We start from the raw sequence: 26,863 nt of genomic DNA, 5'->3' as shown, positions 1-26,863 counted from the left end.
TCCTGCCCGCTTACTACACACCGCATCCACTCCCTCAACCATACCAATCTCAGCACATTTCCTCCTCCCAACACCTCCCCCCCCCCCGCGCTTCTCTCTTTCCAGCCCGGCCCCGCCCGGCCCCGCTCGGCTCCCTGCACGAGGTGCGGCCACAGCGAAACGCGCACGCTCCACCCTCGCGCACACGCCCCGCTCGCCCGCATGCGCCCCACGAGCGATCGCTGCCCGGGACCGACGAGAGCAGCCCGCATCCCGCGTGAGGTCGGGCTGCCTCGCTCCGGACACATCGCTCCCCCCGGCCGCCGGCGAACGGCCACGTCGGCGCCCTTCATCTCGGTTGCACGCGACCGCGGACGGCGGGCGGGGGTACGCGTGCCCAAATCTTCGCGTGGGTCGAGCGAACCCCTGCACACAGAAAAGCACCCCGGTGCTCCGCAAAGGAGCACCGGGGTGCTTTCACTCAGTCGTGCTTAGCGCTCGACGCGACGCAGGCGACGGTAGCCGAGAGCACCGACTCCACCGAGCAGGAGCGCAACGGCACCCCAGGCCAGCGGAGCCGGGTCACCCATACCGGTGACGGGCAGCTTGCCGCCGCCGTTACCCCCACCGGCGGGGCCGGGGGTCGCGGTCGGCGAGGGGGTCGGCGCCGGAGCAGCCGCCACCGCGAAGCTCACCGAAGCGGAGCTCGAAACGCTGTCGATCGTCTGGGTGGCGACGACCGTGTAGGCGCCCTCACCGAGAGCGTTCTTCAGCGCGACGGACCACTTGCCGTCCTTGACCGTAGCCTGACCCACCTTGGCGTCGTTGACGGTGACCGACACGACGGCCCCATTCACACCGGTGCCCGAGACGGAGGTCGGGATGGCGTCACCGCTGTAGGTGGCACCGTCCTGGATACCCGTGATGGTGGGAGCGGCGGGAGCAACGGTGAACGACGAGGTCGCCTCAGCCGAGGTCTGGCCGTCACGTGCCTGCGAGGCGGTCACGGTGTAGTTGCCGTAGCCGAGGTCGGCCTCGACCGACCAGGTGCCGTCAGCGGCGACCTTGGCGGTGCCGTCGACATCGCCCTCGACCGTGACCGTGGCGCCGGCGAGGCCGGTGCCCGAGATCGCGGTGACCTCGGTCTCGACGGTGGAGCCGTTGGCGGGCGTCGTGATGACCGGCGCCTCAGCCTTGACCTCGACGGAGGCGTCGACCTTCGACGACTTGTTGTAGCCGTTGACCGCGGTCATCGAGAAGGCGAACGTGCCGAGCTTGTCGGGCGCGTTGAACGTCCAGTTCCCGTTGCCGTCGACGGGCACGTCGAACGTGTCACCCGAAGCGGGCGTGACCTTCAGCGTGGTGCCGGCCGGGGCAGTACCCGTGATGGGAGCGCCGACGCCGACCGTGCCGCCGTTGGCGGGCGAGGTCAGAGCGGGGTCGTCGATCTTGATGGCGACGGTGTAGCCACCGGTCTGGGCGAGACCCTGCTGGAGGTCAGCGGCCCACATCCAGGTGCCGGACTCCGTACCACCGGAGACGAGACCGACGGCGGTGTTGCCCTGGATGACAGCGCCACCCGAGTCGCCGGGGGCACCGACGCGCTGGTCGCTGACGACGGCGAAGCCGTAGACCCAGCGGAACGTTCCGTCGGGCTTGCCGATGCGCGACCAGCCCTCGACCGCGTCGACGGTACCGGTGGTGAAACCGGTGGTGCGACCCGACTTCGAGGCGGCCTGGCCGACCTGGGCCGAGCCCACGGCGCGCACGTCGATGGTCGACGCAGCGAGGTCTTCCGACGAAGCCGTCTTCCAGTCGGTGACCTTCGGAAGAAGGTCGAGGTCATCGTTGGTCACGTCGATGGTCGAGATGTCGACCGAGTTGACGTCGCCTTCCGAACCCTGCGAGTTGTCGGAGCCACCGAACTGCCAGAACGACAGCGAGCCGAGCGGCGCCATTTCCTCAGAGGTGTTGCCACCGCCGGCGGGGTCGGTGCTGGGGACGGTCAGGATGCTGCGGTCGATGACGCCGTCGACGGCGCAGTGACCGGCGGAGATGACCGCGGGGTCGCCCTTCGGGGTCCAGCCGCTGAACCCGACCGAGCAGTAGCCGCCGTTGGACGGGTCGGACGACTCGTAACCCAGGTACCCGGCGCCACCCACGACGTCGTTCTCGGCCAGAGCCGAGAACTCGCTGTCGATGTGCTGGACCTTGACGTTCGACTTGGTCTGGACGAAGGACTTGGCCTCGCCCTCCAGGTTCGACTCGTCAGCGGTGGTGAACACGACCACGTTGCCCTCGCCGTCCTTGGCGACAGCCTGGACCTGGTCGCCGCTGCTGAGCAGCTCGCGAGCGGTCGAGTCGAACTCAGGACCCGCCGTGGGTGCGATCGACTGATTGTCACCGGCGAAGGCCACCGCGGGGGCCAGAAGGCCGGTCGCAGTGAGCGCGAGAGCGGCGGACGCAGCGACCCACCCCGTGCGCTTCATGTTTCTTGTCATCGTCTCATCTCGTGTGTGTCGGTGGAACGACGCGCGAAACGGTCGGGGATCGCGTTCGGGCCCCCACCCACCTCACAGCGTCGACGGCAACCCTACGATGAGCTGAGCATTGCTTGTGAGGATCTTTCGTATTTTGGCCGATGATGAGGAAAATCTCATTTTCAATTCACCTTTGCCCAATGCATCGCATCGATTTCATTGGCCGGCGTATTGCTTGCGAGAAAGGCCGCGAATTCCACAAGAATGAACCGGGGATGAGGCCTGCGATCCCCACTCCGCGCACCGCGGTTCACGAGGCGACGACGGACGCGACGGCCACCTCGATGCCGTCGCCGTGACCCGCATAGAATCAGTTGAAGCCGCGCGGCTACACGCGCCCGGCGATTGCCGACCGTGCCGCCACCCGCGGTGCGGCCACCTACCGCTCAGGAGCACCGTGCCCGACACCACGCCCCGTCTCGTCGCCTTCGACCTCGACGACACGCTCGCCCCGTCCAAGACCGCGATCGATCCCCGTATCGGCGACCTGTTGCTCGCTCTCGCGGAACGCGTGGAGGTCGCGATCATCTCCGGCGGCCAACTGCAGCAGTTCCGGTCCCAGGTGGTCGAGAGATTGCCGCAGACGGATGCGTCCCTCCTCGAGCATCTCCACCTCATGCCCACGTGCGGAACCCAGTACTACCGCCTCGACGCCGACGGCATCCAGACCGTCTACGCCCACTCCCTCACCGAAGACGAGAAGGCCCGGGCGCTGTCCGCCGTCCGCGAGGAGGCCGAGCGTCTCGGCCTCTGGGAAGCCGAACCGTGGGGCGAGATCCTCGAGGACCGCGGCTCTCAGATCACCTTCTCGGCTCTCGGTCAGAGCGCGCCGCTCGACGCGAAGATGGCGTGGGACCCGACCGGGGAGAAGAAGAACAGCCTTCGCGAGGCCGTCGCGGCCCGCATCCCCGACCTCGAGGTCCGCTCCGGCGGATCGACCTCGGTCGACATCACCCACCGCGGCATCGACAAGGCCTACGGCATGCGCCAGCTGGCCGATGCGACCGGCATCCCCCTCGACGACATGCTCTTCGTCGGCGACCGCCTCGACCCGGACGGCAACGACTACCCCGTGCTCGCCATGGGCGTCGCCTGCCACGCGGTCCACGGCTGGGAGGACACGGCCGACTACCTCGACGCCCTCATCCCGACGCTGCCGGTCCGCGCCCAGGTCTGACGCCCGCACCATTCGACGAACGCCGCCTCGATCGCGAGGCGGCGTTCTTCGTCGTCGGGATCCGCGGTGAAGCTCAGAGGATCTGCCCGATCGGTTCGCGCTTCTCCGCCTGGAACCGATCCTCTGTGCGGCCGTACGCCCAGTAGCCCGACAACGAGACCTGCGCGCGAGGCAGACCCCAGCGCCCGAAGACCACATCTCGCAAGCCCTTCATGGCCTCACGCTCACCGTGCGCGAACACGTGACCGCGTCCCGCCGGAGGGGTCCATCCGGCAACCGCGTCGACGAGCGCGTGCGTCGTCCCCGCCGGCGCCGTGCCCCGGTGGATCCACTCGACGAGAACCCCCTCCGGAGCGGAGAGCGGCACGTGCTCGTCGGGCCCCTGCACCTCGAGGAAGGCGACACCCACGGCATCCGGGGACAGAGCCTCGAGAGCGGCGGCGATCGCCGGGATGGCGGACTCGTCTCCGGCCAGAAGGTGCCAGTCCGCTTCCGGGTCGGGCGCGTACCCTCCTCCCGGCGACGAGACGACCAGACGCTCCCCCGGCTGTGCCCGCGCCGCCCAGGGGCCTGCCAAACCCTCGTCGCCGTGCACGACGAAGTCGATCGCGAGCTCGTCGCCGACGACCTCTCGAACCGTGTAGGTCCGCGTGACGGGAAGGTCTTCGGGGGCCAGGGTGTCCCGCAGCGCCGCAAGATCGTACGGCGGCTCCAGACCGAGCTCCGGCTTCACGAACGTGATCTTGACGTATCGGTCGGTGTAGGGACTCTCGCGGAACACCGACAGGTCGGCTCCCCGCGCCCGGATGCGAACCAGATGCGGTGTGATCCGCTCGGTGGCGACGACCTCGAGCACGTGCTGCGGGCGGGGCGGTCGAACAGGGCGATCGGTCATGGAAGTCCTCTCTCCGGGCGGGTACCGACGGGCGCGGTGTCGACGTTCGCCGCGGGGACGCTCTCGTCGTCGACGGGCGCCCCCAACTCCTGGGCGACCTGACGGAAGTATCCGGCGATATGTCCGCGGACGGCATCTCGCGCCGCGGCGCCGTCCCCGCGACCCACCGCCGCGACGATGTCGCGGTGCTCGCTCCGCAACCGCCGTGCGGTCGTCGTCCAGTCGCTCATCCGAGCGGCGCCGAGCTGGGTGTACGACTCGATGGAGCTGCGCAGTCCCGCCATCATCGCCGCGACGACCGCGTTGCCGGACGCCTCGGCGAGCGCTTGGTGCAGCCGTGCGTCGAGCGCGAGGAACTCTTCCGGCGAGAGCTCGCCCGCGTCCATGGCATCCAGGATCTCGTGGACCTCGGCGAGGTCGGCCGCAGGCTCCGCCGCGAGACGCTCCACGACATCGCCCTCGAGCACGACGCGCGTGCGCACGACGTCGGCGATGGGGAAACCGTTCGCGGCGACCTGCAACCGCAGGAAAGCGGCGAGTCCGCCGCGCGGAGTGGTGACGATCATCGCCCCCGCGCTCGGGCCTGACCCGGTCGCGGTTCGCACCACCCCGAGAACCTCGAGAACGCGAATGGCTTCGCGGACGCTCGAACGGCCCACGCCGAGGACCGCCGCCAGCTCTCTCTCGGGCGTCAGTCGATCGCCGGGAGACAGGCGCCCGTCGCGCAGGTCCGCCTCGATCCGCTCGAGGACGACCTGCCACGCGCGCGGTGCGGTGTCCGGCATGGCATCCCCTGTTCCGTCCGATCGAGCTGGTGTGGCCGGACCACATCAGCCTATGCGCCGATGATCAGGCGTCGGCGGGCGTGGCGTAGCCGGAGGGGTTCGTCGTCTGCCAGTTCCAGTAGTCGCGGCAGGCGTCGTCGATCGTGAGACGCGTGCGCCAGCCCAGCACCTCGGCCGCCTTCGTGGGGTCGCAGTACGTCGCGGCGACGTCACCCGGGCGGCGGGCGAGGATGCGCTTGGGCAGTTCGTGGCCCACGGCCTTCTCGAACGAGGCCACGAGCTCGAGGACGCTCACCGGACGACCCGTGCCGAGGTTGAACACCTGGTGCCCCGGCTGCGCCTGCTCGAGCGCCGCGACGTGCCCCTCGGCGAGGTCGACGACGTGGATGTAGTCGCGCAGACCCGTTCCGTCGGGGGTGTCGTAGTCGTCGCCGAAGACGCCGACCTCGTCGAGCGTTCCGATCGCGACCCGCGAGACGTAGGGCATGAGATTGTTCGGGATGCCGGCCGGGTCTTCGCCGATCAGGCCGGACGGGTGCGCACCGACCGGGTTGAAGTAGCGCAGCACCGTCACGTTGAGCTCGGGGTTCACGCGGGCGACGTCGGCGAGGACGACCTCGTTCATGCGCTTCGACTTGCTGTACGCGTTCGAGAGGTCGATGCTCGTCGTCGACTCTTCGGTGAACGGCAGGTCGGCCGGGTCGGAGTACACGGTCCCGGTGGACGAGAACACGAACGACCGGATGCCGTGCGCCAGGCCCACGCGAAGGAGCGCGAACGTGGTGTCGAGGTTGTTGGAGTAGTACTCCAGGGGCTTCTGCGTGGACTCCCCCACCGCTTTGAAGGCGGCGAGGTGGATGATCGCGTCGATGGGTCCGTGCGCCTCGAAGGCAGCAGAGACGACCCCGTCATCGGCGGCGTCGCCGATGACGAGCGGCGCGGGCTTGCCCGTGATGCGCTCCACGCGCTCGGCGGCGACCTCGTGAGTACCGGACAGGTCGTCGAGGAGGACGACATCGTGGCCGGCTTCGAGGAGAGCGACGGCCGTGTGGGTTCCGATGTAACCGGCACCGCCGGCCAGGAGTACGCGCATACTCCCAGGCTATCGTTCGGCGCCGACGTCCCCGGTCCGTCCGATCGTCGGGTCGTCGAGTGCTGACTTGCGCCATCTGCACACCGGACCGGATCCCCTGCGGGCATATGCCGCAAATCAGCCTCCGACGAACTCCTGGCCCAGGGGCGGCGCGCCCGGCGAGCCAGGGACGGCGTCCGGCGTCTCAGCGTCCGTCGAGACGGCCGCCGGACTCGCGCAGGTAGCACGCCGCGCACATCGACTCGTACGTGACCTCGCCCTGGATCTGCCCCTCGTCGATCGCCACCTGATCGCCGTCGAAGACGAAGCGCCCGCCCACCAACCGCGCGTTGAAGATCGCCTTGCGTCCGCACCGGCAGATGGTCTTGAGCTCCTCGAGGCTGTGCGCGATCTCCATGAGCCGCGCCGACCCCGGGAAGGCCTCCGTGCGGAAATCGGTACGGATGCCATAGGCGAGCACCGGCACGTCGTCGAGCACCGAGATACGCAAGAGGTCGTCGACCTGCGCCGGGGTGAAGAATTGCGCCTCGTCGACCAGGAGCGAGGCGACGGGGTCGGGGCCGGCAGCCGCGGCGAACACCGCGCGCAGGTCGTCGTCGGGGCCCACGAGGAAGTCGACCGGGCGGCTCACGCCCAAGCGGCTTTCGATCTGGTCGACGCCCTTGGTGTCGATCTCGGGCTTGGCGAGCAGCACGCGCTGTCCGCGTTCCTCGTAGTTGTACGCCGCCTGCAGCAGGGCCGTCGACTTGCCCGAGTTCATCGCTCCGTAGCGGAAGTACAGCTTCGCCACGGGATCAGGGGTTGATCTTCAGCGCCTGGGCCGTGGCATCCAGTTCTCGGCGCGCCGCCTCGGGGTGGGTGTTGAGCGACTCGCCGTAGCTCGGGATGAGCTCGCGCAGACGCGGCTCCCACTCGGGCATGCGTTCGGGGAAGCACGTCTTGATCAGGCCGAGCATGATCGACACCGCCGTGGACGCGCCCGGGGACGCACCGAGGAGACCGGCGATCGAGCGGTCGGAGGCCGTGATGACCTCGGTGCCGAACTGGAGCACACCGCCCTCGTCTTTGTCTTTCTTCATCACCTGAGCGCGCTGGCCCGCGTCGAGCAGCTCCCAGTCCTCGGCCTTCGCCGTCGGCATGAAGTCGCGGAGGCTGTCGACCTTCTTCGCGTGCGTCTTCAGGAGTTCGCTGATCAGGTACTTGATGAGACCCGGGTTGTCGACGGCGACCTTCAGCATGGGCAGGAGGTTGTGCGGGCGCACCTGCGTCACGATGTCGAGCATCGACCCGTTCTTGAGGAACTTGGGGCTGAACGTGGCGAAGGGCCCGAACAGCAGCGACGACTCCCCGTCGATCACGCGCGTGTCGAGGTGCGGCACCGACATGGGCGGGGCACCGACCGAGGCCTGCGAGTAGACCTTGGCGCGGTGCTTCGCGACGATGTCGGGGTTGGAGGTCTTGAGCCACTGCCCACCGATGGGGAACACTCCGTAGCCCTTGATCTCGGGGATGCCGGAGCGCTGCAGCAGCTTGAGCGCCCACCCGCCCGCACCCACGAAGACGAACGTCGCGTTGATGTAGCCGGGCGTGCCGCCGATCACGTGGCGGTAGGACACCTCCCACGAGCCGTCCTTCTGCTTCTTCAGCTTCTTGACGTCGTGGTTGGTGACGACCTCCACACCCTTCTCGCGCAGGTTCGCGAAGAGCTGTCGCGTGAGCGAGCCGAAGTCGACGTCCGTACCGGCGGGGACGCGCGTGGCCGCGAAGGGCTCGCCCTTGCGGCGCTTCTGCATGAGCAGCGGCGCCCACTGGTTGATGACCCGCGAGTCCTCGGTGTACTCGATTCCCGCGAACAGGGGCTGCTCCTTGAGGACCTCGTAGCGCTTGCGGAGGAACGCGACGTCTTTCTCTCCCCTGACGAAGGTCATGTGCGGGGTCGCGTTGATGAACGTCGACGGCTCGTCGAGCACGCCCTCGGCGACCAGCGAGGCCCACAGCTGGCGGCTCTGCTGGAACTGCTCGTTGATCGTGATCGCCTTGGCGGGGTCGATAGAGCCGTCCTTCGCCTCGGGCGTGTAGTTCAACTCGCAGAGCGCCGCGTGACCGGTGCCCGCGTTGTTCCAGGCGTTCGAGCTCTCCTGTGCGACGTCGCTCAAGCGCTCCATGACCGCGATCTTCAGATCGGGCTGGAGGTCTTTCAGCAGCGTGCCGAGAGTGGCGGACATGATGCCGCCACCGATGAGGAGAACATCGACGTTTTCAGTCACCCGACGATTCTAGGCGCGGGCTGCAAGGTCTCTCGACATCGAGAGATCGGTCGGTTCGATGTCGAGACAACCCCGGCTCACGGCATCCGGATGCCGTCGGGTCAGACGCGCGCGGCGAGCTTCTGCGCGACGATCTCGGCGATCTGCACGGCGTTGAGCGCGGCGCCCTTGCGCAGGTTGTCATTGCTGATGAACAGCACGAGCCCCTTGCCCTCGGGAGCGGACTGGTCGGCGCGGATGCGGCCGACGTAGCTCGGGTCGGTGCCGGCCGCCTGGAGCGGCGTGGGGACCTCTTCGAGCTTCACCCCGGGAGCGTCGGCGAGGAGCTCGCGCGCACGCTCGGGCGAGAGGTCGCGGGCGAACTCCGCATTGATGCTGAGCGAGTGGCCCGTGAAGACGGGGACGCGCACGCACGTGCCCGCGACACGGAGGTCGGGCAGCTCGAGGATCTTGCGGCTCTCGTTGCGGAGCTTCTTCTCTTCGTCGGTCTCGTTGAGGCCGTCGTCGACGAGGTTGCCCGCGAAGGGGATGACGTCGAACGCGATGGGGGCGACGTACTTCTCGGGCTGCGGGAAGTCGAGGGCCGAGCCGTCGCGGACGAGCCGCTCGACGTCGCCCTGCGCGAGAACGCCCTCGACCTGACCGAGGAGCTCCTGGGCGCCCGCGAGGCCGGAGCCCGAGACCGCCTGGTAGGTGCTGACGATGAGGCGCTCGAGGCCCGCCTCGGTGTCGAGCACCTTCAGCACCGGCATCGCGGCCATGGTCGTGCAGTTGGGGTTCGCGACGATGCCCTTGACGGCCTCGTCGATCGCGTGCGGGTTGACCTCGCTCACGACGAGCGGAACCTCGGGGTCCATGCGCCAGGCGCTCGAGTTGTCGATGACGAGGGCACCGGCCTCGGCGAAGCGGGGAGCGTGCGCGCGCGAACCGGTGGCACCGGCCGAGAACAGGGCGACCTCGACGCCGGCAGGATCAGCCGTGGCGACGTCTTCGACGACGACCGAGTGGCCGCCGAACTCGATCGAGGTGCCAGCGGAGCGGGCCGTGGCGAAGAGGCGCAGTTCGCGAATCGGGAACGCCCGCTCGGCGAGGATCTCGAGCATGACGGAGCCGACCTGACCGGTGGCGCCGACGACGGCGAGGGAGATTCCGGAATCGGAGATGCGGGTCATGCGAAGTACCTCGGGTGTTCGGGAGTGGATGCCGCGACGCGCGGCGTTCGGGTCAGGGTAGCGCGATCGGCGCGGTGGTCGAGACGCCCCCGGGCCGAACTCCTGAGAAATCGACCGGGATACGCCGGGGAATGGCGGAATCACGAGGGTACGACGAAGCGGCGGGGCGAGAACTCAGGAGTTTCGCCCGCCTTCGCGCCGCCCGACGGGGCGTGCCCGACGGGGCGTGCCCGGAATCAGCGACCGGTGCCGGCGTGGACGGTGGCCTCGGCCTCGCCGTCCAGACCGTAGGCGGTGTGCACGAGACGCGCGGCCTCGGCGAGGTCGACACCGCGCACGACCACCGAGATGCGGATCTCGGAGGTCGAGATCATCTCGATGTTGACGCCCGCCATGCTCAGCGCCTCGAACAGCGTCGCCGAGACGCCCGAGTGCGTGCGCATGCCCGCGCCCACGACCGACAGCTTGCCGATCTGGTCGTCGTGCACGAGGCTCTCGAACCCGACCTCGGCCTGCTCGCCGGCGAGCGCCTTCAGCGCCGTCGTGGCATCGGTCTTGGGCAGCGTGAACGAGATGTCGGTGCGACCGGTCGCGGCGGCCGAGACGTTCTGCACGATCATGTCGACGTTCGCGCCGGACTTCGCGACGATCTTGAAGATGTCGGCGGCCTTGCCGGGGACGTCGGGGACGCCGATGACGGTGATCTTCGCCTGGCTGAGGTCGGTGGCGACGCCGGCGACGATGGGCTCTTCCATGGCTTCACTTTCGGGGACGAGGGGGGAGGACTTGGAGGCGTCGAGCACCCAGGTGCCCTCGCCCGAGCTGAACGTGGACCGCGCGTGGATCAGCACGCCGTGGCGGCGCGCGTACTCGACGGCGCGGATGTAGAGGACCTTCGCGCCGTTGGCGGCGAGCTCGAGCATCTCTTCGCTGCCGACGCGGTCGAGCTTGCGGGCCAGGGGCACGACGCGGGGGTCGGCGGTGAAGATGCCGTCGACGTCGCTGTAGATCTCGCACACGTCGGCGTTCAGGGCGGCGGCCAGAGCGACAGCCGTGGTGTCGGAGCCGCCGCGACCGAGCGTGGTGATGTCGCGGGTGTCGCGGTTGAAGCCCTGGAAGCCGGCGACGATGACGATCGCGCCCTCGTCGAGCGCTTCGCGCAGACGCACGGGCGTGACGTCGACGATGCGGGCGGCGCCGTGCGTGGCATCCGTGATCATCCCCGCCTGGCTGCCGGTGAAGGAACGGGCCTCGAAGCCCATCGAGTGGATCGCCATGGCCAGCAGCGCCATCGAGATGCGCTCGCCCGACGACAGCAGCATGTCGAGCTCGCGCGGAGCGGGGATCGGAGCGACCTGACCCGCGAGGTCGAGCAGCTCGTCGGTCGTGTCGCCCATCGCGCTGACGGCGACGACGACCTCGTGCCCCGCGCGACGCGTGTCGACGATGCGCTTGGCGACGCGCTTGATGCTCTCGGCGTCGGCGACGGACGAACCGCCGTACTTCTGGACGATCAGCGCCATAAGGAGAACTCCCGGGGAGGGACGAGCGTCGGGATGCCACGACGGGGCGCTCGGATGCCGCACCCGAGGGTCCATCCTAGGGGCGCGGGTATGCCGCCTCCGTCATGCGCGGAGCCCGGTCAGCCCGCGCGGATAGGATCGAGCCTTCCCCACCCGGTTCTCTGCCCCTGGAGGCTCGGTTGTCCCCCACCCCGCGCCGACTGCTGTCGTCGTTGCGCCGTCTCGTGCACACCGAGGACTCCGGCTCCCCCGACACGCACCTGCTTCCCGTCATCGACGAGGCGTTCTCCGCCCGCATCCTCGATCTCGCGATCCGCATCGGCGAGACGATGCTCGTCGTCGGGGCGCCGGCGAGCGAGGTGACACTGACGATCGTGCGCGTCTGCGGCGCCTACGGCCTGGATCCGGTGCACGTCGACGTGACCTACAACTCGATCACGATCGCGCACAGCCGCCCGGGGGCCTCACACCCCACCACGCTCCTGCGCGTCGTGCGGGGATCGGTGCCCGACCACGCCAAGCTTCAGCGACTGCAAGCCCTCGTCGCCGAGATCGCCGGCGGGCTCGCGCTCGACGACGCCATCGCGCGATGCCGGGCGATCCGGCGGCTCCCGTTCCGCTACCGCCCGGCGATCGTCATCGCCGCTCAAGCCGGCCTCGCCGTGGGGGTCGCGATCATGTTCGGCGCCAACTGGCTCGCGCTGGTGCTGTCGTTCATCGCCGCGGGCCTCGCCGCGACCACGCAGCACGTCCTGGCCCGGGCGCGCGTGCCGTACTTCTTCGCGCAGATCGCCGGCGGGTTTGTGCTGACGGTGGTCGCGGCGCTGTCTCCGCTGCTGCGGTACACCGGGATCGACGCGGCCGCCGCGATCCGACCGTCGGTGATCGTGGCATCCGGGATCGTCCTCATGCTCGCGGGACTGACCGTGGTGGGAGCGGCTCAGGATGCCATCGACGGCTTCGCGCTCACCGCGACGGGTCGCATCCTCGAGCTGACCACACAGACTCTGGGCGTGGTTCTCGGGATTCTCGCGGGGCTCGAGACCGTGCGCGTGCTGGGGATGGGGATGTCGCCTCCCTCGAACGCCCTGCCGCTCGGGCCGGTGAGCGTGCAGTTCATCGGAGCCGCGGTCATCGCGATCGCCGTCGCCGTGATCAACGGGGCCGGCGCGCGCATCATCGTCGTCAGCGCGGCCCTGAGCCTGGTGGCCTGGGCAGGGTACATCGCAGCCTCGTCGCTCGGCTTCGAGGTCGCCGCGGCCAGCGGTGTCGGCGCGTTCATCGGCAGCTTCGCCGGCATCGTCGTCGCCTATCGCCTGCACGTGCCGTCGGTGGCGATCACGACGGCGGCGATCCTGCCGATGGTTCCGGGAGCGGCGGTGTTCCGCGGGCTGCTCGGCATCGTGGAGTCGGGCGACGACCCTGCGGTGCTCATGACCGGTGTCACGACGCTCACGGGAGCGGCGACCATCGGGATCGCGCTCGCGGTCGGGGCGTCGCTCGGCATCTACCTCGGTCAGCCCGTTCGTGCGACGCTGTCGAGCGTGGTGCGGACGCGGGCGCGCACGCGGCGCTGAGCGCGCGGCCGAGCCCTACCCGAAGCGACCGTTGACGTAGTCGTAGGTGCGCGGGTCGATGGGCGAGTCGAACATGGCATCCGTGTCGCCGTGCTCGACGATGTGGCCGGGCTGCCCCTGGGATGCCAGGAAGAAGGCGCACTGCTGCGACACCCGCTGCGCCTGCTGCATGTTGTGCGTGACGATCACGATCGTCAGCTCTTTCTGCAGTTCGCCCATTGTCTCCTCGATGACGCGCGTGGACGTGGGATCCAGGGCCGAGCACGGCTCGTCCATCAGCAGCACCTTGGGCTTGATCGCGAGCGAGCGGGCGATGCACAGGCGCTGCTGCTGACCGCCCGACAGGCCGCCGCCGGGGGCCCGCAGCCTGTCCTTGACCTCTTTCCACAGCCCGGCGCTCTGCAACGACGTCTCGACGAGGTGGTCCTTCTCGTCGCGCGCGGCGCGTTTACCGGTGAGCTTGAGCCCCGCGATGACGTTGTCGTAGATCGACATCGCCGGGAACGGGTTGGGCTTCTGGAACACCATGCCGATGTTCTTGCGCGCATCGATGAGCCGGTGCCCCGCGTCGTAGATGTCGTCGCCGTCGAGCAGCACCTCCCCGGCGAGGGCCGCTGAGGGGACGAGCTCGTGCATCCGGTTGAGGATGCGCAGGAACGTGGACTTGCCGCAGCCGGACGGACCGATGAGGGCGGTCACCTGTCCGGCGGGCATGGTGAGGGACACGTCGAGGAGCACCTGGTGATCGCCGAACCACGCCGAGATCGATCGCGCATCCAGTTCGGAGAGCGGGCTCACGGGCGGATCGATCGGAGCGGGTCGAACGGATGCCACGGCCTCACCGAGAGGAGCGGAGGACGGCGGGACCAGCACCGCCGTGTGCGTGTCGATCGGGGACTCGGTGGTGACCAGCGCGGGGTTGTCGACACCGACGGGACGGGGGGCCGCTCGACCCGCACGGCGGGTGGAGGGGGCATCGGCAGCGGGCACACCCGCCATCCCCGCGCTGAGGTTCTCGAGCTCGATCTCGGCGATGATGCGCGCCTCGTCGGCGCTGAGCACATCCGTCATGTACGGATCGGACGCGGGTGAGGCCGCGTCGAGCGGTACGACCTCCGTGTACTCGAGGTCGGGGCGCGCGTCGGGGCGCGGAAGGTCGGCGCGCGGACTCTCGCGGACCCCCTCGGGGGCGTCGGAGGCCGGATCGTGGGCTTCGGGGGTGGAGGTCATGATCGATACCGCTCAGAGAAGGTTGGGCAGAAGGCGGACGAGCTGGTCGGCGACGAACACGCTCGCCAGGAGGAGGACGGGGGCGAAGACGATCCACGTCTTCTGCCAGCCGACGCGGCGATACGCCCAGACGGCCACGAACTCGGCGACGACGAGGAACTGCAGCGCGAAGATGAGCGCCCAGACGGTGGTCATATCGGTGGCGAGCGGCTTGGCCTCGGGCGACAGGGTCATCGACGTCGTCTGGCGCGCACCCGCCGGCACCGCGGGGCCCGTCGCCCGCGCGTCGACGTAGGCGATCCCGGTCGGCAGGTACGGGCCGCCCCGGGCCGTGATGAGGATGAGGCGGCTCTCACCGCGCACGGGGGCCGGTGGGGTCGGGTCGCCGGCGTAGCGCACGCCGAGCACCGCGAACGTCTGCTCGCCCTGCCCCGTCCGCACGGTGAAGGTCTCGCCCGGCTGCAGCGCCTGCAGGCGGCCGAAGGGGCCGCCGAAGGCCGCGGCGCGTCCCATGACCACACTCACCCCCGCCTGACCGGGCAGCACGGTGTCGCGGCGGTGACCGGGGCCGTGCATCAGCACGCCGGACGTCGTCCCCTCGGAGATGACCTCGTCGATGCCGAGCTGCGGGACGGACAGGATGCCCACGGGTGCCCCGTCCGCAAGGAGGTGATCCTCGAAGTCGCCCTCGCTGACGGGTGCCGTGCCCGCGGCGAGCTGCGCGCGGAACGTGTCGCGCAGCTGCTGCTGCGCGGCGAAGTGCGAGACGTGACTGATCACGAGAAGGTTGAGCAGGAAGACCAGCACGAGCACCGATACCGACACGAGCATCCCGCGCAGGAACACCTGCGCCGGCGACAGCGGTGCGTAGGTCGGACGAGGGCGGGGCGGACGGCGCGGCGGGCGGGGCGGGCGGCGCGGGGCGGTGCCGGCTCCGGCGCCCGCGGGACGATTGAGGAGGGTCACGTCGTCGCCGCCACAGGAGTCGCTTCGCCCCGACCGCTCACCCGGCCGATCTGCACGACCAGGACGACGAGACCGCCGAGGAGGACGGCGGCCGCGATCACCCACGGGAAGAGCAGGGTGAGGGCGTCACGGGTCACCGGCGTCAGGGCGACGCCGTCGACGCTTTCCGGCGGGGTGAGCGTCACGTGGGTCGACAGCAGCGTCCACTGGCCCCCGTGGCGGAGGCGAGCCGAGACGACCCGGCTCTCGCCCGGCTGCAGAGCGGTCACCTGGACGCCGTCGACGGCATCCAGACGCTGCGAGAACATCCCGGCATCCATCCAGAAGTCCGCCGTCGCGTCGATCGGGGTCGAGGCGGCGTTGCGCACCGTGAACCACACGTCGACGATCCCGGCGGTGGGATCGGGCTCGGGGAACGCGGAGGCGTTCAGTCCCCCGACGTAGACCATGCCGGCCACGCTGACCTCGCTCGCGGGGGCGACGCCCCCGCCGCCGGAGCCGCTCGAGCCCGTGGCGGGCAGGGGCACCGGCCTCGTGCCGCCGGCGGGAACCGACCCGCCCGGAACGCTCGACCCCCCGGTCGCCACCGGCGACACGGGAGGAGACGGTGTCGCCGTCGATCCGTCGGTGATCGTCACGGACAGGGTGCCGGGGTCATCCGTCGGGGAAGCCGAGGCGCTCGCCGCACCCGAACCCGCGAGCACGACGAGGGCGAGCGCGATCCCCGCGGCGGCGACGCGTCGCGACGCGACCGGGGGCATCGCCCCGCGCGGCGCCGATCGCCGGGGACGCGTCATGAACCGTCCGCCCGAGTTCCCGCGAGCGCCGCCGCGTCCGCGGCGGCGTCCGCGGCCGCGGTCTCGGCGACGAAGTCCATCCACTCGCGGGCACGCACCTCGTCGCGACGCCGGCGCCAGCGCGAGAACAGGACCGCGAGCGCCGCCAGCACTCCCAGGATCAGCACCGTCCACGGAACCGCGAACGCCACCGCGTCACGCGTGATCGGCGTCACCACCACCTGCATCGACGCGTCGGGCGACTCCACGAAGGGGCTGAGGGTCGTGAACGGGTTCAGGTACAGCCATTGGCCGACACCGTCGACCGTCGACTCGTACGACGCGCTGTTGCCCGGCAGCACGACGGGAACCTTGCCGCCCTGCTCCCCCGTCGCCGGGATGCCGAGCCACGTTCGCGTGCCCGACGTGAGGTTCGCGGCGAGAGCGACGTTGCCGGGGTTGCTCACGGTGTAGTGGAGCTGCACGTGCCCGGAGAACGGGTTCCACCAGTCCCCCTGGTACGACGCCTCGTAGCTCGTGAGCGACAGCTGCGGTTGGAGGTCACCGGCGACCCGCGCGAAGACAGAGGTCGCGACGCGGCGGTCGACGGTGACCTGCGCGCCCGCCTCGAGGACGGATGCCACGACCCCGCCGACGTGATCGCCCGGGGTCGCGTCCGCCGGTACCGCGACGGTGAAGGTCAGCAGGCGCACTTCCTGCGGCTCGAGGCCGAACGTCACGCGGTCGCTGCCGTCGTCGAAGCGGATCCACGACCCGACCGAGGTGGGAGTGGCATCCGTGGGGAGCAGGGAGAGCTCGCCGGCGTCGTCGTTGAACGCGTCGGTGGCGTAGACGGTGAAGTCCTGGCGGGCCGTGCCGGTGTTGCCGACGAGCACGCGATCGGTGACCGTCTGTCCCGGGTCGGCGGCGAAGGTGAAGCGGGACCGCCCGTCGGGGCGCCCGTCCTCTCCGGCGGGGCGGGTGGCGACGCCGACGGTGACGGCCGACTCGCTCCCGGCGGCGGGCGCATCGTCGGTCGCGAGGACGGCGGTGCCGGTGGCAGCCGTGGCGGCGGACGGCATCCCGAGGCCGGCGATGATCGCCGCGGTGACGAGGGAGACGGCACCCAGAGCCGGGAGGCGGTGCCGCAGGGTCGAAGAGAACACGCTCTATCTCCGCAGGTGGGGGCGACACGAGCGTGTCGCCGAGGTGAACGAGGGCTGATGGTGTGGCAGCACGGGGGGATCGCGAGGATCCCCCGTGCCACCGGCGCCGGTCAGCTCACTTGGAGGTGAGGGTGACCGTCAGGGTCGACGTGTAGTCGCCCGTCTGCGCGTCCTTCGGAGCGGTGAAGGTGAGGTCGGCGTCGAAGAGCGCACCGGTGGTGAGCGTCGTGACGGCCGTGCTGGAGGCGATCTTCGAACCCGTGCCGACGGTCACACCCGTGATGGGGGTGTAGCCGGTGTAGGCCTTGGGTGCCACCGCGAGCGCGGTGGCGGGGATCTCGTCGCCCGCGCCGTTCTTGAAGGGGGTCCACGCGGCGGTGAGGTCCCAACCCTTCAGAACGTTGCGGTCGTCGATGACGGTGACCTTGCCGAGCGACTTCGTGACGCTCTTGTCGCGCGCCACGCTGCCGAAGTCGACCTTGGTGGCCTCGGCGTTCAGCGACCACAGGTCGCTCGCGGTGACCGCGGCCGACAGGTCGACGGCGTCGGTGGTGGTGTCACCGGCAGCGGACTGCTTCGTGAAGGTGTCCCAGGCGAGGACGGTGTAGGTCGCGTCGCCGGGGGCAACCAGGGCGATGGTGTGCTCGCCGCCCGGCAGGCTCGAGATGTCCACCGAGAAGTTGCCGTTGCCGTCGTCGGTGACCTGACCGAGGTCGGTCGGGTCGGACCAGGCCCACGCCTCGAGGGTCTTGCCCTTGTTGGCGGCGCCCGCGGGGACGGTGATCGTCTTCGCACCCTTGGCGGGGTCGGCCACGTCGACCTTGTTCGCCGAGGAGCCCGAGGGCTTCGTCGGCGCGGTCGGAGCGGCCGTGTCCACCGTGCCGGTGAACGCCTTCTCGTTGCTGCCCGCGCTGTTGGTGGCGACGACGGTGAAGCTGTACGAGCCGGCGGTGGTGGGCGTGCCCGACACGACACCGGTCGCGCCGTCGAGGGTCAGACCGGCGGGAAGGGCCCCGCCGTCCTTGATCGACCACGTGATCGGGGCGGTGCCGTCGGCGGTGAGCGTCTGCGAGAACGCCGCACCGACCTTGGCCGTGCCGAGAGCGGTGGTCGTGATGGTCGGAGCCGTGGCCGAGGGGCCGGAGCTCTGCGGGTCGAACGTCCAGTCGCCGCCGGGCTTGACGTGGATGCCCACGTACTTCACGCCGGCATCCGCGATGTTCAGACCGTTGTTGCGGGTCCACGCGAAGCCGAGGCTGAAGTCACCGCCGTTCGCCTTGACCTGGGCCCAGTTGCCGAACAGGAAGCCCGAGAGCGTCAGGTTCGGGGCCATGATGTCGACCGTGCCGGGGGTGAGGGCGCCGTCGCTGGACGCCGTCCAGGCCGACATCGTGGTCTCCTTGCCCTGGGGGGCGATGAAGTACGCGACACCGGTCGCGTCGGCCGTGCCGGGGAACAGCACCGTGATGTCGTCGACGGTCGGTCCGGGCGTGGCGACGACCTGCGAATCCCAGTTCAGGACGGTGTCGTCGGCGAGGAGGTGTCCGTCACCGCCGTCGAGGAGGTAGAACTGCGGCGCACCCGTGGCCGCGTTCGCCGCGGTGGCCGAGAAGCCGCCCGCGAGAAGCGAGACCGCCGTCGCCGCGGCGACGATCGTCCCGAACTTCTTGATGTTCATGAGGTGGAGTCCTTTTCCGTTCTCAGAGGTCACAGCGTCGCGAACGCGCGCTGGATGGTGGTGGTGGAGGGAGCGAGGAAGCCGAACTTCTTCTTCACCGCGCCGACCGAGATCGGCAGCGAACCGAAGCTGGTGAGGCTGTTGGTGACCGACGGGTTGACGAGGTTGGCGAGGCCCGCGTCGTACTTGTCGCCACCGGGGACGATGCGGGCGTATTCGACGACCAGGTAGGTGTCGCGGCCGAAGGTCGCGTCCTTATAGAAGTCGACGTTGGGGACGAGGTTGGGCGCGGTGCCCGTGAAGGCGGGCTCCTGGTTGACGGGCGAGCCGAACTTCACACCGGAGGTCGTCGTCGTGTTGACCCCGGTGGCGCCGTTCGCCTGGGCGATCCAGCTGGCGGCGCTGAAGGGGATGAGGTCGTTCGTGCCGAGCACCGACGCGTCGTTCTCGGGCGTGGTGCCGTTGGCGTCGGTGACGCACGAGCCGAGCGTCGGGCTGCCGATGGCGCCGAGGAAGAAGTTGCGCGTCCCCGAGCCGTTCTGGGGCAGGCGCGGCTTGACGGTGACGCCACCGATCGACGTCGTGCTGCACTCGTAGATCGACTTCAGCTGGGCGGGCGTCAGCGTGGACCACGACGAGTCGCCACCGCGGAACGCGAAACCGACCGCGTCGCGCGCGAAGGGCACGTACGCGAGCAGACCGTTGGCGTTGGCGTTGTTGCCGGGACCGCTCGAGGAGCGGGCGATGTCGACCTGGCCGGTGATCTGGCGGGCCGGCACGCCGGCGTTGCCGCTGTACAGCGCACCCGTGATCGAGGCGCGGAGCGCCGTGACACCCGCGCCCGAACCGGCGGGACGGCCGAAGAACGGACCGCCCTGCTTGGTCTGGATGGCCGTGGAACCGAACGCGTCGAAGCTGCCGAGCGTCTTGTTGGTGGAGGTCACACGGACGAGCGAGCCCGTGAGGGTCGTTCCGTTCGTGATCGCGTTGGCCGCGTCCTGCAGCGTGTCGGAACCGACCAGCGAGTAGCTGTTCGAGACCGGCTCGGCCGAGGCCATGGAGGCGACGCCGAGGCCGGCGATCGCGATACCGCAAGCCGCGCCCATGGCGGCCAGCTTCTTGAGCTTCAACTCAATGCCTTTCGATTGGTGTGGTGCACAGATGTGATTCGGGTGTTCAGTTGCGAGAGGACGGGTCTGGGGAACGGAGACCGGCGCGGCGTCAGAGCCGTCGGCGCAGTCGTCCGAGGAGGGGCACGGCGAAGGCGGCGGCGAGCCCACCCGCGACACTGGCCGGCAGCGCGGCCGGCAGGGCGCCCATGTCCGGATCGTCGGGTGTGGTGCCACCCGTCCGAGCGGGGGCGGCGGAACCGGATGCCACGGGGTCCGGGGCGGAGGCCTGCGCCGGGGCCGCGGGTGCGGGGGCGGCCGCGGCCGGGGCGCTGCCGACGACGCCGCCGCTGGGGAAGGGCACGCCCGCCGCGGGGCCGTTCGCCGCGGGGGTCGGTGTGCCGCCGAGGCTCGGCATCCGTCCCGCCTCGATGTCGTCCGCGGCCGTGAGGGCGAGGGTCTGCCATCCCTCGGGCAGCGGAACGAATCCCTGCGGCAGCTGCCCGGGAGCCGTTCCCGGACGCTGCCCGTCCTTCGCGGCGAAGCGGATGAAGGCGGCGTAGCTCTTGCGGAGCTCCGCGTCGGAGGACTTCGGGTTGATGGCCGCGTACACGGGCATGGTGAGCGGGTACGCGCCGCGCGCGGCGATCGCACTCGGGGAACCGGGGTCGAACGCCACGACCTGCGCCTGCCCGGCGGTCGGGGTCATGGCCGCGGCCGCGGCGGCCATGGCATCCGTCGTCGCCCCGACGAACTCCCCCGCCGGATTCTTCAGCGACGCCGTGACGATCTGGTACCGGGCCGCGGATGCCGTGTCGGTCACCGCCACGACCGCCTGACGCCCGGGCAGACTCCGATCGGCTTTGCCGTACTTCGGTGGCACGGCGATCGGATCCCACGCCCCGAGCGTCAGACCGTCGCCGCGCAGCGTGTTGTACGCGCCGGAGTCGAGATCGTTGACGTAGGGACGCCAGGTCACGAGGTTGACCGGCCCCGCCGACGGCGTCTCGGCCTGCTCGACCGGGTCGGCCTTGGGGAAGTCTTCGCGCGGCAGGGTCAACGCGGCCTTCGTGGGGTTCTTCTCGGCATCCGTCGAGCTCCACGGATTGACCGTCATCCCCCATTCGTCCGGGGTGCCGGCGAGGAACTGACGAGCCGATTCGTCACTCATCACGTACTGCCAGATCGCCCAGACCGCGTCGGAGCGCCCCTGCGGAACCAGCGCGTCGGCGAGGGACGCCGCGGCGAGCGCCTGGTACTTCCACTCGGGATCGTTGATCGCGAGGAAGTCGGGGTCGCTGACGAGGTTGCGCGGGTTGTACACGCGCTCGTCGCCGTCCTTGTGGCTCAGATGGTCCCGGTCGGCGAAGGTCGGCAGCGAGTCGAGGTACGAGTTCGTGAGCAGCTTCGCCACGAGTCGCGGGGTCAGCTTCAGAGAGGTGAAGGGTAGTCCGACGCGTTTCTGGACGTCCTCGGGCACGGTGTCGTCTCCCGGGCGCGGGTTCCGGTCGATCGCGAACGAGATCGCCGCTCCCGTGATGGCCACGGGGGCGTATCGCAGCGAGTCGGTGCCCAGGCTCGGATCCAGGGGGCGCGAGGTCAGGGCGAGCGGTGCCGGTGCGGTGCCGTTCGCCGCGCGCGCCGCGTCGGACTCCGCCCCGGTGATGGCCGAGTAGACCGAGCCGCCCGACTGGTTGCAGACCACGGGCTGCCACGACGAGACCGCCCGGCTGATCAGCTCGCTTCCCGCGAGCTGCCGCTCGGCCGCGCCGATGGGGCACCGGACGCCCAGGGGTTTGAAGTCGAGCTTGACCGCGATGCGGTGCTTCCACGCGTCCCAGAAGAGCCCCGACTTCGTGATGAAGGACGCCCCGCCGTCCTGCTGCCCGCGAGGCAGGATGACCAGCCAGCAGCTCGAACCGGACACGCTGCCGTCGGCGGCCGTCACGGGTGAGCCGCAGCCGAGACCCTGCGACTGCAGCGCGGTCTGGACCTCGAACTTCACCGACCCGGAGCCGTCGCCGCCGGACCCCGCCCACGACACCATGTTGGTCGTGTACTTCGAGAAGAACTCGTTCGTGTTCATGTCGGCCAGGACGTCTTTGCCGTCGGCGTCCTTGGTGTACGAGTAGGCACCGTCGACGACGTTGGCGACGGTGCGGCCGTTCGCTCCCCGGAAGGGAATGGACGTGTAGGTCGGGGTGGCGAACCCGTCACCGAAGACCGTGTACGGCTTGTCCTCCGCGGCGACCGATGCGTCGGTGTCGCGGGGATCGTCGCGGTGCGAGCCGGGGACGCCTCCGAGCCCGTACTGGCAGGTCGTCCGGTCGGGGGTGCCCGGATGCGCCGGGTCGTCGCCCCAGCACTGGAAGACCTGCAGGAAGTCCGCCCCGCCGATCTGCGAGCTCGGCACGGTCGACGGCTTTCCCCCGGTCCACGACACGACGATGCCCTGCGACTCCAACGCCCGCGTCTGCGAGACGGTCACCGAGAGGTCGGGGAACGGGGCGTTCTCGACGTCGAGGTCTTGATCCTTCGCCGTGACGGTCACCGCGGAGGAGTCGTCCGCCACGGCCGACGGAGCGATCGCGGACAGCGCGCCGGTCCCGCCGGACAGGGCGAAGATCGTCAGACCCGCGAGGGTGCCGACGACGACGGATGCCAGGGCCCGGCGCCCGCGCGACACGACACGGTCCGTGGCCCGGGCACCGGATGCCATCCGTGCGCGTCGTCCCGCGGAGCGGGACGCAGCGGTTCGCCGCTCACGGTGTTCAGACACGAGGTTTCCTTTGCAGAGTGCTTCTCGAAGAAGCGTCGAGACAAGTGGACGGGCGGCGGGTGACGGCGGGATGAACGCGGTGTCAACGAGGCACCGCCGCGGTGACTGCAACGCTTGAACGTTGCAAACTCCCCGATCAGAAGGTTCTTTTTCCTCCACGAGGCCGTCGACCGACGACGGGCGGGATGAGGATCGCGGCGACCACGAGCAGTCCCGCCGCGAGCATGATGATCTGCGGCGTCCCCCACCCGTTCTCGGCGAGCGAGAAGGGGGCCGAGACGGCGGCCGACGTCCCTCCCGCTGCCGCCGAGACGAGGTTGCCGTTCGCGTCGTAAACCGGATCGGCCGCCGTGCCGCCGGTCGTCCCCGGTGCCGTGCCGGCCGCTCCCGCGTCGGTTCCACCGCCGGTCGTGCCCGCGGCACCCGCCGCGGCATCCGCGCTGTTCGCGCCGCCGCTCGCCCCGCCCGTTCCCGTGGTCGGCGTCTCTTCCTGCGCACCGCCGGTGCCCTCGACGCACTGCGTCGCGCCCTTGCGGTCGCAGTCGGGCGGTGTCGGCGCGGTCAGCGCCAGCTGGTTGTTCCGCGGGGAGTCGCCGGGCTTGAAGGTCGGGTTGTTGCAGTTGTTGAAGTCGACACCGCCCTCGGTGCCGGGGATCCTCTTGAGCACGTCGGATCCGGCCTGGACGAGGTTCATCGGCAGCGGCGAGTACCCCAGGGCGGACGCCTGTTGCTGCCCCTCGCACAGCATGTAGGTGGCGAAGCGGCTCAGGGTGCGGCCCTTCTCGGGCGTGAACACCTTGTTGGTCTCGGTCGGCACGATCATGTACGAGTAGCTCGACATGGGATACGCGCGCGGATCGTTGCTGTTGTAGACCCCGTCGAGGTTCTGCGTCAGGTCGGTGTTGATCTGGGCCGACATCAACGCCACCGCGACCGACTGGTAGGTCGGCTCGACGTAGTACCCGGCGTTGTTGAGCATCTTGACGACGGGGAAGCCGGACTTCATCGCGTACGAGTACTCGACGTAGGTGATCGCTCCCTCGCCGTAGTTCTGGCTGACGTAGCCCGCCACGCCCAGCGAACCGTTCTGCCCCTTGAACGCGTCGGTGACCTGCGGGAACTGCGACCGCATGCCGTAGGTCCAAATACTCCCGAACTGCTTCGACATCCACAGCGTGAACTGCGCACTCGTGCCCGACCCGTCGGAGCGGTACACCGGCGTGATCGAGACATCGGGCATGGCCAGCGCCGGGTTGTCGGCCTGGATGGCCGGGTCGTTCCACTTCGCGATCTGACCCGCGAAGATCTTCGTGATGACCTCACCCGACAGGCGCAGGTTGGTAACCCGCTTGCCGCCGATCTTGAGGTTGTACATGAGCGAGGTGCCGCCGGCGACGATCGGCATGTACGCGTAGCCGGTCGTGGGGTTCTCGGGCGGGGAGTTGTCCTCGGGCTGGCTCTGGAAGGGGATCTCGCTGACGGCGAAGTCCACCGTCTGATTGATGAAGTCGTTCCGCCCCGCCGACGAACCGGTCCCCGAGTAGTTCACGGTCATGCCGTAGTTGTTCGCGACGTTCTTGCGCCACTGATCGAGCGCGTTCTGCGACCAGGTCGACCCCGAACCCGAGATGCGGACGTAGCCGTCGGCCTGAGCGGGAACGGGCACCAGAGCCACGAGCGTCACGACCGCGAGGATGGCCGCGGTGCGGCCCAGGCGGCGACGAAGGTTCACGACGGGTTCTCCTCGGGGGATCGGGGACGAGCGGCGGGGGCTGCGCGCCCGCCGAAGAAGGGGACACGGGATGCCGCGCTCAAGCGCCGCACCGCCCGCGAGTGCAGCGCGGGATCAGCGCTGATGCGACGCAGGTCTCGCGCCGACGCGGCCATCGCGGCGCGGCGCTGGCGGTCCGAGAGCTGCCCAGGACCGCGTCCGCCGATGAGGCGGGCGATGATGAACAGCGTCAGGACGAGCAGGACGAGGGTCGCCGCCGCGCCGAAGCCGCGGGCGATCATGTTCGGCTCGGGCGACTTGACGAAGTCGAAGACCTGCAGCGGGAGAGAGATCATCGGCCCCGAGAAGGGGTTGAGGTTCATCTGCGCCGTGACGCCGGAGGTCAGCAGCACGGGCGAAGTCTCGCCGATCCCTCGGGCCGTCCCGAGGATCACCGCCGTGACCAGTCCCGAGCGCGACGTCGGCAGGACGACGTTCCACACGGTGCGCCAGCGACTCGACCCGAGGGCGTACGAGGCCTCGCGGAGATTGTGGGGAACCAGGCGCAGCACCACATCGGAGGCGCGGATGATGATGGGCAGCATCATCACGCTGATGGCGATGGATGCCGCGAAGCCCGAGCGCTCGTGGGTGATCAGGGTGACGACGGCCGCATAGACGAACAGGCCCGCCACGATCGAGGGCAGCGCCGTCATGGCATCCGACACCGTCCGCACGAAGCGCGCGAAGGGTCCGCCGACCTCGTTGAGGAACACGGCCGTCATCACCCCCAGGGGAATGGTGATGACGAGGGCGATGCCGATCTGGATGAGCGTGCCCACGACGGCGTGCGCGATACCGCCCACGGTCAGGGGGTCGAGCGGACCCGCCGTCGTCATGGTCTCGACGAAGAAGTTGCCGTGGAACAGCGCCGAGGATCCGCGGATCAGCGTGAAGAAGAGCACGAACGTCAGCGCTCCGAGGAGCAGGATCCCGGCCGAGTAGAACAGCGCCGTCACGATGCGCTCGCGCACCGCGAGACGGTCGGCCCGCAGCGACGACATGACCGCGTAGATCCCGAGGAACGCGATGAACGACAGCACCGCCCAGCCGATGCCGCCCGTCATCGGAGTGAGCCAGCCGAACAGCAGCGACGACAGGGCGAGGCTCGCGGCCATGCTGCCGAGCAGGTCGAACCGATCGCCGAAGGGCACGGTGCGCAGGTCGCGGCGCTCTCCCACGTGACCGTCTCGGAGGGGAATCGTCGTGCGGATCGGCTGACGCGGCACGCCCTCGTCGACGGTGGGCGCCTCGGGGGTGACGATCGCCATCAGGTGCTCTCCGCCCCGGATCGACTGCGAGCCACGATCGTGGACGCCGTGAAGTTCACGATGAGCGTGATGATGAACAGCACCAGGCCCGCCGCCATGAGCGCAGACAGACCGAACTGACTCGCCTCGCCGTAGCGCAGGGCGATGAGGGCCGACACCGAGTTCGTTCCCGTCTTCAGCAGTTGGGTGTTGATGGTGAAGATCGGGGAGATGATCATGACCACCGCGATCGTCTCGCCGAGCGCACGCCCGAGGCCCAGCATGGTTCCGCCGATGATCCCGCCGCGGCCGAAGGGCAGGACGACCGCGCGGATCATTCCCCAGCGCGTCGATCCGAGCGCCAGCGCCCCCTCGCGCTCCCCCAGCGGCGCCTGCGAGAACGCCTCGCGCATGACCGAGGTCTGGGTGGGCACCACCATGAGCGCGACCACGATGCCGGCGATGAACGCGGACGAGGTGAACGCCCCCGCCTCCGTGAGTCGGGTGCCCGCGGCATCCGTCACGTCGAAGATCGGGATCCAGCCGAAGTAGGTCGAGATCCACTCGGCGACCGGGATGACGTTCGCCTGCAGGAAGAACACCCCCCACAGCCCGAACACGACGCTGGGGACCGCCGCCATGAGATCGACCATGGTGATGAGGAACGACCGCAGCCGGGGCGGGACGATCTCGCTGATGAGCAGCGCGGTCCCGAGTGCCAGCGGGACGGAGATCGCCATCGCGACGAGTGCGATCGTCACGGTGCCGAACAGGACGGCGGCGACGCCGAACGTCCCCGTCTCGGGCGACCACTCCTGCGTGGTGAGGAACGACGGACCGGCGACGACGAGCGCGTCACCCGCCCGCGCCGTCAGGAACACTCCGACGGCGAGCATGACCGCCACGGTGATGATGCCGGCCGCGTAGGCTCCGCTGCGGAAGACGCGGTCGCCCACGACGGGGGCGCTCCGCAGAGATCGGGGCTCGGGCGGTCCCGCCGGGCGCGACGGCAGCACCTCGGTGGTCAGATCGGTCATTCATGCTCCAGGGATCGCGGCCGCCGCAGACACTCGTTCCCGCCGACGACGGGTGGTCGCGGGCGGCGGCGGGCGGCTGTGCGAACGGCGATG

The 26,863-nt window shown here is 69.8% G+C and carries 20 protein-coding genes; 2 read left to right on the top strand and 18 right to left on the bottom strand.

The features are described from left to right. Positions 1 to 470 precede the first annotated feature (470 nt). Positions 471 to 2,480: a hypothetical protein gene (locus AB0O24_RS12695; protein ID WP_363375331.1), complete on the bottom strand. Its 2,010-nt coding sequence runs from the start codon at positions 2,478 to 2,480 to the stop codon at positions 471 to 473. 436 nt (positions 2,481 to 2,916) lie between these two features. On the opposite strand from AB0O24_RS12695, the gene AB0O24_RS12690 reads away from it, so the two are divergent. Further along, on the top strand, positions 2,917 to 3,696 hold the full coding sequence (locus AB0O24_RS12690; protein ID WP_307385500.1) for an HAD-IIB family hydrolase: 780 nt from the start codon (positions 2,917 to 2,919) through the stop codon (positions 3,694 to 3,696). 73 nt (positions 3,697 to 3,769) lie between these two features. On the opposite strand, the gene AB0O24_RS12685 is transcribed toward AB0O24_RS12690, so the two are convergent. The 7 genes from AB0O24_RS12685 to AB0O24_RS12655 all read right to left on the bottom strand — a co-directional run bounded on the left by AB0O24_RS12685 (position 3,770) and on the right by AB0O24_RS12655 (position 11,431). After that, entirely contained in the window at positions 3,770 to 4,591 is an 822-nt protein-coding gene (locus AB0O24_RS12685) for a siderophore-interacting protein (protein WP_363375329.1), read from the bottom strand. Beyond that, positions 4,588 to 5,376: an FCD domain-containing protein gene (locus AB0O24_RS12680; protein WP_307385498.1), complete on the bottom strand. Its 789-nt coding sequence runs from the start codon at positions 5,374 to 5,376 to the stop codon at positions 4,588 to 4,590. The genes AB0O24_RS12685 and AB0O24_RS12680 overlap by 4 nt, the downstream gene beginning before the upstream one ends. A 64-nt stretch (positions 5,377 to 5,440) precedes the next feature. Then, positions 5,441 to 6,469, bottom strand: coding sequence for a UDP-glucose 4-epimerase GalE (gene galE / locus AB0O24_RS12675; RefSeq protein WP_363375325.1), 1,029 nt, complete (start codon positions 6,467 to 6,469; stop codon positions 5,441 to 5,443). Positions 6,470 to 6,653: 184 nt separating this feature from the next. After that, positions 6,654 to 7,259, bottom strand: a complete 606-nt coding sequence (locus AB0O24_RS12670; RefSeq protein ID WP_275798055.1) for a thymidine kinase — start codon at positions 7,257 to 7,259, stop codon at positions 6,654 to 6,656. Positions 7,260 to 7,263: 4 nt separating this feature from the next. Then, positions 7,264 to 8,736, bottom strand: coding sequence for a malate:quinone oxidoreductase (locus AB0O24_RS12665; protein ID WP_363375322.1), 1,473 nt, complete (start codon positions 8,734 to 8,736; stop codon positions 7,264 to 7,266). A 101-nt stretch (positions 8,737 to 8,837) separates the two neighbouring features. Continuing rightward, positions 8,838 to 9,908, bottom strand: a complete 1,071-nt coding sequence (locus tag AB0O24_RS12660) for an aspartate-semialdehyde dehydrogenase (protein WP_363375320.1) — start codon at positions 9,906 to 9,908, stop codon at positions 8,838 to 8,840. A gap of 236 nt (positions 9,909 to 10,144) precedes the next feature. Beyond that, the gene (locus AB0O24_RS12655) at positions 10,145 to 11,431 is read right to left on the bottom strand and encodes an aspartate kinase (protein ID WP_275799532.1); all 1,287 of its coding nucleotides are present in this window, start codon (positions 11,429 to 11,431) and stop codon (positions 10,145 to 10,147) included. 179 nt (positions 11,432 to 11,610) lie between these two features. Here AB0O24_RS12655 and AB0O24_RS12650 point away from each other — a divergent pair, with 179 nt between their 5' ends. Beyond that, the gene (locus AB0O24_RS12650; RefSeq protein WP_275799531.1) at positions 11,611 to 13,008 is read left to right on the top strand and encodes a threonine/serine exporter family protein; all 1,398 of its coding nucleotides are present in this window, start codon (positions 11,611 to 11,613) and stop codon (positions 13,006 to 13,008) included. Between the two features lie 15 nt (positions 13,009 to 13,023). Here AB0O24_RS12650 and AB0O24_RS12645 read toward each other — a convergent pair whose 3' ends face one another. The 10 genes from AB0O24_RS12645 to pstC form a co-directional block, all read right to left on the bottom strand. Continuing rightward, positions 13,024 to 13,788, bottom strand: coding sequence for a phosphate ABC transporter ATP-binding protein (locus AB0O24_RS12645; RefSeq protein WP_241490578.1), 765 nt, complete (start codon positions 13,786 to 13,788; stop codon positions 13,024 to 13,026). A 462-nt stretch (positions 13,789 to 14,250) separates the two neighbouring features. Beyond that, positions 14,251 to 15,204 carry a sortase gene (locus AB0O24_RS12640; RefSeq protein WP_275799530.1) on the bottom strand — a complete coding sequence of 318 codons (954 nt, stop codon included), beginning with the start codon at positions 15,202 to 15,204 and terminating at the stop codon, positions 14,251 to 14,253. Then, the gene (locus AB0O24_RS12635) at positions 15,201 to 16,001 is read right to left on the bottom strand and encodes a hypothetical protein (RefSeq protein WP_275799528.1); all 801 of its coding nucleotides are present in this window, start codon (positions 15,999 to 16,001) and stop codon (positions 15,201 to 15,203) included. The genes AB0O24_RS12640 and AB0O24_RS12635 overlap by 4 nt, the downstream gene beginning before the upstream one ends. Beyond that, positions 15,998 to 17,146: a hypothetical protein gene (locus AB0O24_RS12630; RefSeq protein WP_275799527.1), complete on the bottom strand. Its 1,149-nt coding sequence runs from the start codon at positions 17,144 to 17,146 to the stop codon at positions 15,998 to 16,000. The genes AB0O24_RS12635 and AB0O24_RS12630 overlap by 4 nt, the downstream gene beginning before the upstream one ends. Positions 17,147 to 17,261: 115 nt before the next feature. Beyond that, complete coding sequence (locus AB0O24_RS12625; protein WP_275799526.1) at positions 17,262 to 18,824, bottom strand: Ig domain-containing protein; 1,563 nt, start codon at positions 18,822 to 18,824, stop codon at positions 17,262 to 17,264. A gap of 29 nt (positions 18,825 to 18,853) precedes the next feature. Continuing rightward, entirely contained in the window at positions 18,854 to 19,954 is a 1,101-nt protein-coding gene (locus AB0O24_RS12620; protein WP_275799525.1) for a hypothetical protein, read from the bottom strand. Between the two features lie 91 nt (positions 19,955 to 20,045). Beyond that, complete coding sequence (locus AB0O24_RS12615) at positions 20,046 to 22,712, bottom strand: hypothetical protein (protein WP_363375313.1); 2,667 nt, start codon at positions 22,710 to 22,712, stop codon at positions 20,046 to 20,048. 136 nt (positions 22,713 to 22,848) lie between these two features. Further along, positions 22,849 to 24,444 (bottom strand): phosphate ABC transporter substrate-binding protein PstS, encoded by a 1,596-nt coding sequence (gene pstS, locus AB0O24_RS12610; protein WP_275799523.1) that lies wholly within the window; start codon positions 24,442 to 24,444, stop codon positions 22,849 to 22,851. After that, on the bottom strand, positions 24,441 to 25,754 hold the full coding sequence (pstA, locus tag AB0O24_RS12605) for a phosphate ABC transporter permease PstA (protein ID WP_275799522.1): 1,314 nt from the start codon (positions 25,752 to 25,754) through the stop codon (positions 24,441 to 24,443). The genes pstS and pstA overlap by 4 nt, the downstream gene beginning before the upstream one ends. Then, complete coding sequence (pstC, locus tag AB0O24_RS12600; protein WP_275799521.1) at positions 25,754 to 26,770, bottom strand: phosphate ABC transporter permease subunit PstC; 1,017 nt, start codon at positions 26,768 to 26,770, stop codon at positions 25,754 to 25,756. The genes pstA and pstC overlap by 1 nt, the downstream gene beginning before the upstream one ends. Between the last annotated feature and the right edge of the window lie 93 nt (positions 26,771 to 26,863).

The sequence above is a fragment of the Microbacterium sp. NPDC086615 genome (assembly GCF_040686055.1).
In the GTDB taxonomy this organism is placed as follows: Bacteria; Actinomycetota; Actinomycetes; order Actinomycetales; family Microbacteriaceae; genus Microbacterium.
The sequence above is the reverse complement of the archived record's forward strand: the minus strand, read 5'-3'. Positions and strand labels throughout refer to the sequence as shown.

What these genes read in the sequence shown, in the direction of transcription:
- AB0O24_RS12695 (WP_363375331.1), bottom strand. Translation starts at nt 2,480, where the DNA reads ATGACAAGAAACATGAAGCGCACGGGGTGGGTCGCTGCGTCCGCCGCT.
- AB0O24_RS12660 (WP_363375320.1), bottom strand. Translation starts at nt 9,908, where the DNA reads ATGACCCGCATCTCCGATTCCGGAATCTCCCTCGCCGTCGTCGGCGCC.
- pstA (WP_275799522.1), bottom strand. Translation starts at nt 25,754, where the DNA reads ATGGCGATCGTCACCCCCGAGGCGCCCACCGTCGACGAGGGCGTGCCG.
- AB0O24_RS12685 (WP_363375329.1), bottom strand. Translation starts at nt 4,591, where the DNA reads ATGACCGATCGCCCTGTTCGACCGCCCCGCCCGCAGCACGTGCTCGAG.
- galE (WP_363375325.1), bottom strand. Translation starts at nt 6,469, where the DNA reads ATGCGCGTACTCCTGGCCGGCGGTGCCGGTTACATCGGAACCCACACG.
- AB0O24_RS12680 (WP_307385498.1), bottom strand. Translation starts at nt 5,376, where the DNA reads ATGCCGGACACCGCACCGCGCGCGTGGCAGGTCGTCCTCGAGCGGATC.
- AB0O24_RS12625 (WP_275799526.1), bottom strand. Translation starts at nt 18,824, where the DNA reads ATGAACATCAAGAAGTTCGGGACGATCGTCGCCGCGGCGACGGCGGTC.
- pstC (WP_275799521.1), bottom strand. Translation starts at nt 26,770, where the DNA reads ATGACCGATCTGACCACCGAGGTGCTGCCGTCGCGCCCGGCGGGACCG.
- AB0O24_RS12635 (WP_275799528.1), bottom strand. Translation starts at nt 16,001, where the DNA reads ATGACGCGTCCCCGGCGATCGGCGCCGCGCGGGGCGATGCCCCCGGTC.
- AB0O24_RS12655 (WP_275799532.1), bottom strand. Translation starts at nt 11,431, where the DNA reads ATGGCGCTGATCGTCCAGAAGTACGGCGGTTCGTCCGTCGCCGACGCC.